Here is a 9,349-nt window from a genome sequence, read left to right as displayed (position 1 = left end):
GCCGACCTCCAGCCGGCCGCGCCCGGCGTCGGCGGCCCGGTGTGCTATGTCCAGGCCCAGGCCGGTGGAGCCGCCGACGCTCGCGCCCCGGGCCAGCGCCCGCTCGGGGTCGGGGATACCGGGGCCGGCGTCGTCCACGGTCACCACCACCGCGTGCGCCGTGCGGTGCACGCCCACCGCCAGGGCCGTGCCCTCCGGGGTGTGCCGGAAGACGTTGCCGACCAGGGCGTCGACGGCCGCGGCCAGGTCCTCCTCCGGCAGCGTCACGGGGGTGGGCTCGTCCGTCACGGTCACCGCGCACTCCCGGCCCTGCTGCGCGGCCAGGACCGACCAGAAGTCGGTGCGCGCCGACACCACGCGCGCCGCCTCGCACAAGACCTCCGGCCCCGGTGGGTCCGGGGCGAACGAGGCCGCCGCCAGAGGCGTGCGGGCCGCCTTGATGATGGAGTCCAGCTCCTCCTCCAGATGGGTGACGGCCGCCTCCAGCCGGTCGGCGTCCTCCCGCCGCAGGCCGGAGGCGATGCGCTCGGACTCCAGGTGCAGCGCCGTCAGCGGAGTCCTGAGGCGGTGCGAGAGGTCGGCCACCAGCTCGCGCTCCATCGCCAGCAGTTCGACGACGCGGTCGGCCATGGTGTTGAACGCGGCGCCGGCCTCCTGCAGTTCGGGAGGGCCCTTGGGCTCCAGCCTTCTGCCGAGATCCCCCTCGCCCAGGGCGTTGGCGGCGCGCGAGAGGTCCCGGGAGGCGCGCACCACCCGCGCCCCCAGCCGGTCGGCGACCAGCACCGACCCCGCCACCAGGGCCAGCGCCAGCGCCGACATCACCAGCCAGGACGAGCCCACGCCGCGCTCGAACTCGGCGCGCGGCACGAAGGACTCGACCACCGCCACCCGGTCCCTGGCCAGCACCACCGGCTGCAGATGGACCCAGCCCTCCTCGGTGTCCCGGGCGGAGGTCCGCTGCTGCCGGGCCGCCCGCCGCCAGGCGTCGGCGGGCGCGTACGAGGCGCCCACCAGGCGCCCGCCGGGCAGGTGGACGCCCAGCCGGCCGGTGTCGTCGACCTCGGCCACGGCCTGCCGCACCTCGTCCGGGCGGGTGGTCAGGGCCAGTACGGGTGCCAGTGCCGCCGCCCGCTGCTCGGCCACCGTGATCGCCCGGGACCTCACCTCGGACTTGACCAGCAGGGCCAGGGGGATCAGGAAGGACAGCGCGACCATGGAGGTGACGGCCAGCGAGACGCCGGCCAGCGTCCGCCTCATCGCGGCGTCACCAGTTTGATGCCCACGCCCCGCACGGTGTGCAGATAACGCGGCCGGCTCGCCCGCTCGCCGAGCTTGCGGCGCAGGGAGGACACGTGCACGTCCAGGGTCTGCTCCTCGACGTAGGACCGCCGCCACACGTCCGCCAGGACGCGGCGGCGCGGCACCACCCGGTCCGCGCGCTCGGCGAGATAGGCCAGCAGATCGAACTCCCTGCGTGTCAGGCGCAGTTCGCTGCCGTCCAGGAAAACCGACCGCGCCTGCCGGTCGATGGCCAGGCCGCCCACGCGTATCGCGCCGTCCCGGGGCGCCGCCTCCGGGGCGGGGGGACGTTCCGCGGCGGCGGAGCGGCGCAGCACCGCCCCGAGCCGGGCCGCCAACTGCCCGCCGGAGAAGGGCTTGACCAGGTAGTCGTCGGCGCCGGCGTTGAGCAGCCGGATGATCTCGGCCTCGTCGTCGCGCGCGGTGGCCACCAGCACCGGCACCTGCGAGATGCTGCGCAGCATGCGCAGGACGTCGACGCCGTCGAGGTCGGGCAGCCCCAGGTCGAGCACCACCGCGTCCGGCGGCTGCCGCGTCACCTCCCGCAGGGCCTCGAAGCCGTAGGGGGAGCTGCGCACCACGTGGTCGTGCCGGGACAGGACGTCGATGAGCCTGGCCCGTATCACGGGGTCGTCCTCGACCAGAAGTACCGATGCCATGGCCAGGGACGGTAACGGGTGCCGCCGGCCGCGGGGGCGAGCAGGGCCCGCCAGGAGTCCCTCACGAGCCCTCACCGACCTTCACGGGCCCTGGCGGAGGCCGTCGTGAGGCCGTCGTGAGCGGTCGGGCAGTATGGGGCGGTGCCCCGCTACCTGCGTTACGTACTGCTGTGGCTGTCGTGCACGTCCCTCAGCGTGACGACGGTGAGCCTCACCGTCCAGTTCGTGGTCGGGACGACCCGGCCCACCCCGCCCGTGGCCCGCGACACCCCGGGGACGGTCGTCTCCTCCCCGACGGCGAGCGCCGAGCCGAGCAGGTCCCCCACTCCCAGACCCGCCCCCTCGCCCGCCCGGCGCGCCTCCTCCCCCGTCCCCGCACCGAAGCCGCCGGCCTCCCCCACCACCCCTCCCACCGCTCGCCCCACCCCCTCGCCCACCGCGGACACCGGCGGCGGCGAGGAGGGCTGCCGTACGGCCGGCGCCGAGGTGCGCACCTTCCAGACCACGGGAGGGCGTGCGTCCATACGGTTCGGCAGCAGCGGCGCCTGCCTGGTCTCGGCGCTGCCGGCCGGCGGCTTCACCGCGGCCACCCGGCGCGGCGGGCCGAGGGATCTGACCGTGGTCTTCACCGGCGACTCCTTCCGCTCGCGGATCGAGGTCACCTCGCCCACGCCCTCCAGCTACAGCGTGGCGGTCAGGGAGTCGACCGTCTGAGGGGGCCCGGGTAACGCCGGGGTACCGCCGCGGTACCGCCGGTGGTTTCGACGCCCGCCGAAACGACCGGCCCGCACGATGGTCGCCATGGGCTCACCCGGCCGCGCCCGCCCGTCCCCCTTCGGTTCCGAGCTCGGGGCGGCGCGGCGCTCACTTGCGGTTGTACAGGCGCATGGTGGCCGTTCCGAAGACGGCCACCAGCACCGCGCCCCACCCCAGCGACCAGGCGATCTCGGTGGCGGGCCAGTCGCCCGCCATCAGTGCGCGCACCGCCGAGGCCAGATGGGTCACGGGGCTGTTGTTGACGAAGGCCTGGAGCCAGCCGGGCATGGTGGACGGGTCGACGAAGACGTTGCTGAGGAACGTCAGCGGGAAGATCACCATCATGCTGACGCCCATCACCGACTTCTCGGTGCGCAGCATCAGGCCGAACATCGTCCAGACCCACGAGAAGGCGAAGGCGAAGACGATCAGCAGCGCCACCCCGGCCGCCACTCCGGCCACGCCGCCTGCCGGGCGGAAGCCCAGCACCAGGCCGAGTGCCAGCATCACCGCGCAGGCGATGGTGTAGCGCAGCATGTCGCCGAGCAGATAGCCGACCATCGCCGAGGGACGCCAGACCGGCAGGGTGCGGAACCGGTCGAAGACGCCCTTGGCGATGTCGATGTTGACCGCCATACCGGTGTACATGGTGATCATCACGATGTTCATCACCAGGATGCCCGGCAGCAGGAACTGCACGTACTGGTCGGTCGATCCGGCCAGCGCGCCCCCGAAGAGGTAGGTGAACATCAGCACCATCATCACCGGGAAGACGGTGACGTCGAAGAGCTGCTCGGGCACGTGCTTGATCTTCAGCACCGCCCGCCAGCCGAAGGCGGCGGAGGCGGCCCAGGCGCTGGGGCGGGGCGGGCGCCGGCCGGACACCAGCAGGCCGGCCAGGGTCTCGGCCGCCGCGGGGGCCTTCTCGTCGATCTCGTCGATCTCGTCGATCTCGTCGGTGCGCTGCCCGCGCGCCGTGGCGGTGCTCATGCCGGGATCTCCTCTTCCTCGTTCGCGGGGGCGCCGGTACCGGCGGCGGGACGGTCGGTGAGGGCGAGGAAGACCTCGTCCAGACTGGGCTGGCCCAGCGAGAAGGTGTCGACGGTGATGCCGGAGCCGGCCAGTTCCGCCAGCGCCCGGGAGGCCTGCTCGGCCGCTCCCGCACCGTCTCCGTGCAGGCCGACGCGGGCGGTCAGGGCCACGGGGTCGGGGTCGAGCTGGATACGTGCGTCCAGGACGCGGGCGAGCAGCCGCCCGGCCTCGGGCCGCCGCTCGGCGTCCCGCAGCCGCACGTGCACCGCGCCCGCGCCCACCGAGGCCTTCAGCTCGCCCTTGGTGCCCTCGGCGATGACCTTGCCGTGGTCGATGACGGCGATGCGGGAGGCGAGCTGGTCGGCCTCGTCGAGGTACTGGGTGGTCAGCAGCACCGTGGTACCGCGCGAGACCACCGCCCGCACGATGTCCCACACCTGGTTGCGGCTGCGCGGGTCCAGGCCGGTGGTCGGCTCGTCCAGGAAGAGCAGGTCGGGGGTGTTGAGGATGGACGCGGCGATGTCGATGCGGCGCCGCATGCCGCCCGAGTAGTTCTTGACCTGCCTGCCCGCCGCCTCGGCGAGCCCGAAGGCCTCCAGCAACTGCTCGGCCCGCCGCCGGGCGGCGGGCTTTCGGTGGCCCAGCAGCCTGCCCAGCAGGACCAGGTTCTCCGCGCCGGTCAGGTCCTCGTCCACCGACGCGTACTGCCCGGTCAGGCTCACCCGGGAGCGTACGGCGTCGGCCTCGTGCAGCACGTCGTGTCCGAAGACCCGGGCCCGGCCGCCGTCGGGGCGCAGCAGGGTGGCGAGCATCTTGACCGTGGTGGTCTTGCCCGCCCCGTTGGGGCCGAGGACCCCGTAGACCGTGCCCGCCGGGACGGCGAGGTCCACGCCGTCCACCGCGCGGGTCTCCCCGAACACCTTGACCAGCCCGGATGTCTCGATCGCCAGGCCGGATGCGCTCTCGCCCATGTTCCGTCGTCCTCGTCGTTCGTCGGTTGTGCGGCTTCCCCCGGCCTTCGGACCGTCCGGGGGCTCCGGACTCATCGCTTCCCGGGGATTTCCCCCGCCGGGTCTCCCGGACGTTCCGGGTCTCCCGCGCCGGCGGGGTCGTAACGAATGTGCGGGCACGTCGCGCCTCCTCGATCGTCCTCGGCCGTCCTCAGTCGTCCCGGACCTCGATGCCCAGCGCCCGGGCGAGCGCGGGGGCGAGGTCCAGCAGTTGCGCCGGGCCGACGATCGCGCCCCCGAGCGATTCGTGGCCCGCCTCGATCCCCAGCCCGGCAGCGTCGCGCAGATCGGCCCGTGTGAGCCTCGCCTTCTCCAGCCGCACTCCGTCCAGGACCGAGCCGGGGAACGCCACGTCCTCCAGGGCCGCCTCGCCGAAGTCCACGTCGCGCAGCAGGCAGTCGACGAAGCACACGTCGCGCAGGCGCGCGGCGCGGAGGTTGACCGAGTCGAGCTTGCAGTTGAAGAACGTCACGCGGCGCATCCGCGCCCCGAACGCCTCCACCCCGGCCAGGGCGCCGGACACGATCTCGGCGTCCGTCCAGTCGGTCTCGGCCAGGTCGGTGCCCACCCAGCGCACGGTGTGCAGCCACACGTCGTTGAAGCGGGCCCGCCGGTAGCGCCCGCCCTCGAAGGTCACCGAGGTGAAGGCGGACTCCACGAAGCCGGCGCCGCCGGCGTCCGCGCCGTGGAAGCCGTCCCCGTCGAAGCGGACGGTGTCGTAGGTGCGCTCCCGCTCCAGCCGCCCGCCGCCGCCGAACGGCCGGAGGTGGTGCGCGTAGGGCAGGTCGGCCAGCTCCCGTGGAGCCGGCGGGGCGGGGGGCGTGCGCGGGGTTCGCTGGGCGGGCATGGGGCCTTCCGGTCCGGACGGTGGGTGTCCTTCCGAACCCTAGGCGCAGCCTCTGACAGTGCCCGTGCCCCCGCGAGGGCGGCGGCGCCTACGCGCCCGCGAGGGTGGCGACCATGACCGCCTTGATGGTGTGCATGCGGTTCTCCGCCTCGTCGAAGACGACCGAGTACTCCGACTCGAACACCTCGTCCGTCACCTCCAGCGACTCCAGTCCGTACCGCTGGTGGATCTCCCGGCCCACGGCCGTGCCCAGGTCGTGGAAGGCGGGCAGGCAGTGCAGGAAGCGGACGCGCGGGTTGCCGGTGGCGCGCAGGACGTCCATGGTGACGGCGTACGGCCGCAGCAGCCCGATGCGCTCCTCCCAGACCTCCTTGGGCTCGCCCATCGACACCCACACGTCGGTGGCGACGAAGTCCGCGCCGGCCACGCCCTCCTCGACCTTCTCGGTGAGGGTGACGCGCGCGCCGGTGGTCTGCGCCAGGGAGCGGGCCGCGGCCACCACGGACTCCTCCGGCCACAGGTCGCGCGGCGCCGCGATGCGCACGTCCATGCCGAGCAGGGCGCCGGTGACCAGGCAGGAGTTGCCCATGTTGTTGCGGGCGTCGCCCAGGTAGGCGTAGGCGGTCTCCGTCAGCGGCTTGTCGCAGTGCTCGGTCATGGTGAGCACGTCGGCGAGCATCTGGGTGGGGTGCCAGTCGTCGGTGAGCCCGTTGTAGACGGGGACGCCTGCGTGGGCGGCCAGTTCCTCCACCGCCTCCTGGCTGCTGCCCCGGTACTCGATCGCGTCGTACATCCGCCCCAGCACCCGGGCGGTGTCGCGTACCGACTCCTTGTGGCCGATCTGGGAGCCGGAGGGGTCGAGGCAGGTGGTGTGGGCGCCCTGCTGGGCGGCGGCGGCCTCGAAGGCGCAGCGGGTGCGGGTGGAGGTCTTCTCGAAGATCAGCGCGATGCCGCGCCCGCGCAGCCGCTGCTCCTCGGCGCCCGCGCGCCGGGCCGCCTTCAGCTCGGCGGCCAGCTCGACCAGGTGGCGGAACTCCTCGGGGGTGAAGTCCAGCTCCTTGAGGAAGTGGCGGCCCGTGAGATCGATCGCCATGGGGGGCTCCTAGGGACTGTCTCGTCGGATACGGCGGGAAAGCCGGAAGTCTATACGAATAAACGTATCTCTATGCAGAGGGGGTGCCCCGCTTCCGTTCCGCTCCCGCCTACACCGCGTCGCGCTCGACCGGGCAACTCATGCAGCGCGGCCCGCCCCTGCCCCGGCCCAGCTCGCTGCCGGGGATCGTGATGACCTCGATGCCGCACTTGCGCAGATGCGTGTTGGTGGTGACATTGCGCTCATAGGCGATGACCACCCCCGGCTCGACTGCCAGCACGTTGCAGCCGTCGTCCCACTGCTCGCGCTCGGCGGCGTGCACGTCCTGGGTGGCGGTCAGCACCCGGACGCCGTCCAGGCCCAGGGCCGCGGCGATGGCGCGGTGCATGTGCTCGGGCGGGTGGTCGGTGACCTTCAGCTCCGACTCGGCCGCGCCGGGCTCGATGGTGTAGGAGCGGAGCATGCCCAGGCCCGCGTACTGGGTGAAGGTGTCGCCGTCGACCATCGTCATCACCGTGTCCAGGTGCATCAGGGCGCGCGTCTTGGGCATGTCCAGCGCCACGATGGTGCGGGCCGAGCCCGCCGCGAACAGACCGCGGGCGAGCATCTCCACCGCCTGCGGGGTGGTGCGCTCGCTCATTCCGATGAGCACCGCGCCGCCTCCGATGACCAGCACGTCCCCGCCCTCGATGGTGGAGGGATAGGCGCCCTGGCCCTCGGACCAGATGTGGAAGCCCTCCCCCCCGGCCGGGCCGGAGGCGGGGGCACCGGAGCCCGCAGCGAACAGCGGGTGGTGGTGGTAGATCGCCTCGAAGTGGATCGCCTCGCGCTGCCGGGCCGGCCAGCGCATGGCGTTGATGGACACCCCGTCGTAGATCCATGCGGAGGTGTCGCGGGTGAACAGGTGGTTGGGCAGCGGGGCGACCAGGAAGTCGTCCAGGTCCATCACGTGGAAGCGCACCGAGACCGGCTCGGGGTGCCGCTCCAGGTACTCCCGCTTGGTCATCCCGCCCACCAGCGCCTCGGCCAGCTCCGCCCCGGACATCTCGTCGAAGACGGCCCGCAGGTGGTCGGCGGCCAGCGGTCCGTACTCCTTCTCGTGGAAGGTGCGGTCCAGGACGAACGCGCGGGCCGCGGGGACCTCCAGCGACTCCGCCAGCAGGTCGCCGAACAGGTGGACCTCCACTCCCCGGTCGCGCAGGACGTCGGCGAAACCGTCGTGCTCCTGGCGGGCCCGCCGCACCCACAGCACGTCGTCGAAGAGCAGGTCGTCCCGGTTGGTCGGGGTGAGCCGTTTCAGTTCCAGGTCGGGGCGGTGCAGGATGACGCGGCGCAGCCGCCCGGTCTCGGAGTCGACGTGGAGTCCCATGCCACCATCCTCACCCCGAGCCGGGCGGCTACACCCCGGGACACCGAGCCGGCCGCGGAGACGGCGGCCGGAGTAAGGGGGCGGCGCAGGGGCGGTCGTTGACGTACTGCGCCAGGGCCGAGTCGGGTGCGCCGCCGCGCCCCCTGCCCCGGTCGGGGTGTTTGTGCAGCGGGAACCCGAGGTCGGTGGCGGGCCGCTCAGCGCTGCCGGTGGTGGTCATCGTCAGGAACACCTGAGCGAGTATGGCCCCTTCGGGCGGGCCGCCCCAGCGGTTTTCCACCGGCGCGGGGCGCTGGTACGACTATCCCTCCGGCCCTGGTCCCGGTCCCGGTCCCGCCTCCCGGTCCGCCCCCGCTCCGAGTTCCGCGGCCAGGGCGGCGATATCCGCCGGGCCGACCCGGCAGCAGCCGCCGACCAGCCGGGCGCCGTCGCGCACCCAGGTGCGGGCGGCGGCGGGGTCGAAGACGGTCCCGCCCGTCCAGGCGCCGCGCGCCGCGTCCCAGCCCTCGCCGCTGTTGGGGTAGACGACCACCGGCTTGCCCGTGGCCCGCGCCGCCAGGCGTACGGCGGGCGCGGCGTCGCGCGGATCGCAGCAGTTGACGCCGACCGCGATCACCTGGTCGTTGCCGGCGGCGACGGCGAAGGCGTCCGCCAGCGGCTGTCCGGCGCGGGTGCGCGGCCCGGCGACGGTGTACGACAGCCACACCGGCACCCCGCAGCCGGCCGCCGCGCGCAGCAGGGCCTCGGCCTCGTCGGCGTCGGGCACCGTCTCCAGGGCCAGGGCGTCCGGGGCGGCCGACGCCAGCGCCTCGATCCGGGTCCGGTGGAAACGCTCCAGCTCGGCGACCGTCAGGCCGTACCGGCCGCGGTACTCGCCGCCGTCGGCGAGCACCGCGCCGTACGGGCCGACCGAGGCGGCCACCCACACCGGCCCGCCGGCTTCGCCCGCCGCGGCCCGGGCCAGGGCCACGCTGCGGCGCAGCAGGGCGTCGGTCTCCGCACCGCCCAGCCCGCGCCGGGCGAAGCCCGGGTGGGATGCCTGGTAGCTGCCGGTGATGAGCACCCGCGCCCCCGCCCGCGCGTAGGCGGTGTGGGCCGCCTCCACCTGGGCGGGGTCGTCGGCGAGCAGCCGGGCCGACCACAGCTCGTCGGACAGGTCGCAGCCCTGTGCCAGGAGCTGGTTGGACAGCCCGCCGTCGAGGACGAGGGGGCCGCGCGCCAGGGCCTCCGCGAGCGGGAGCGCGGGGGCGGACGCGGGCGGCGGCGCGGGTGGTGTGCTCATGC

The 9,349-nt window shown here is 73.9% G+C and carries 9 protein-coding genes and 1 pseudogene; 1 reads left to right on the top strand and 9 read right to left on the bottom strand.

Annotation, left to right across the window (positions count from 1 at the left end):
- Positions 1-1,257 (bottom strand): sensor histidine kinase (locus AC2CJA_RS05125; RefSeq protein WP_484601451.1); only part of this gene is annotated, 1,257 nt, incomplete at its 3' end.
- Complete coding sequence (locus tag AC2CJA_RS05120) at positions 1,254-1,958, bottom strand: response regulator transcription factor (RefSeq protein WP_484601450.1); 705 nt, start codon at positions 1,956-1,958, stop codon at positions 1,254-1,256. The genes AC2CJA_RS05120 and AC2CJA_RS05125, both read right to left, overlap by 4 nt.
- Before the next feature lie 141 nt (positions 1,959-2,099).
- Here AC2CJA_RS05120 and AC2CJA_RS05115 point away from each other — a divergent pair, with 141 nt between their 5' ends.
- On the top strand, positions 2,100-2,672 hold the full coding sequence (locus tag AC2CJA_RS05115; protein ID WP_484601449.1) for a hypothetical protein: 573 nt from the start codon (positions 2,100-2,102) through the stop codon (positions 2,670-2,672).
- Positions 2,673-2,822: 150 nt separating this feature from the next.
- Here the strand turns inward: AC2CJA_RS05115 and AC2CJA_RS05110 are convergent, their stop codons facing one another.
- The 7 genes and pseudogenes from AC2CJA_RS05110 to mmuM form a co-directional block, all read right to left on the bottom strand.
- Positions 2,823-3,704, bottom strand: a complete 882-nt coding sequence (locus AC2CJA_RS05110; RefSeq protein ID WP_484601448.1) for an ABC transporter permease — start codon at positions 3,702-3,704, stop codon at positions 2,823-2,825.
- Complete coding sequence (locus AC2CJA_RS05105) at positions 3,701-4,717, bottom strand: ATP-binding cassette domain-containing protein (protein WP_484601447.1); 1,017 nt, start codon at positions 4,715-4,717, stop codon at positions 3,701-3,703. The genes AC2CJA_RS05110 and AC2CJA_RS05105 overlap by 4 nt, the downstream gene beginning before the upstream one ends.
- A gap of 190 nt (positions 4,718-4,907) precedes the next feature.
- Positions 4,908-5,603 carry a pentapeptide repeat-containing protein gene (locus AC2CJA_RS05100; protein ID WP_484601446.1) on the bottom strand — a complete coding sequence of 232 codons (696 nt, stop codon included), beginning with the start codon at positions 5,601-5,603 and terminating at the stop codon, positions 4,908-4,910.
- 88 nt (positions 5,604-5,691) lie between these two features.
- The gene (gene argF / locus AC2CJA_RS05095) at positions 5,692-6,696 is read right to left on the bottom strand and encodes an ornithine carbamoyltransferase (RefSeq protein ID WP_484601445.1); all 1,005 of its coding nucleotides are present in this window, start codon (positions 6,694-6,696) and stop codon (positions 5,692-5,694) included.
- 109 nt (positions 6,697-6,805) lie between these two features.
- The gene (locus AC2CJA_RS05090; protein ID WP_484601444.1) at positions 6,806-8,065 is read right to left on the bottom strand and encodes an arginine deiminase; all 1,260 of its coding nucleotides are present in this window, start codon (positions 8,063-8,065) and stop codon (positions 6,806-6,808) included.
- Positions 8,066-8,135: 70 nt separating this feature from the next.
- A pseudogene (locus AC2CJA_RS05085) lies at positions 8,136-8,285 on the bottom strand (3' terminal RNA ribose 2'-O-methyltransferase Hen1); the annotation flags it as partial.
- An 81-nt stretch (positions 8,286-8,366) separates the two neighbouring features.
- A complete protein-coding gene (mmuM, locus tag AC2CJA_RS05080) occupies positions 8,367-9,347 on the bottom strand; it encodes a homocysteine S-methyltransferase (protein WP_484601443.1) in 981 nt (326 codons plus the stop codon).
- Between the last annotated feature and the right edge of the window lie 2 nt (positions 9,348-9,349).

Source organism: Streptomyces sp. ATLC9, assembly GCF_057196705.1.
This window is presented reverse-complemented; position numbering and strand designations above follow the sequence as displayed.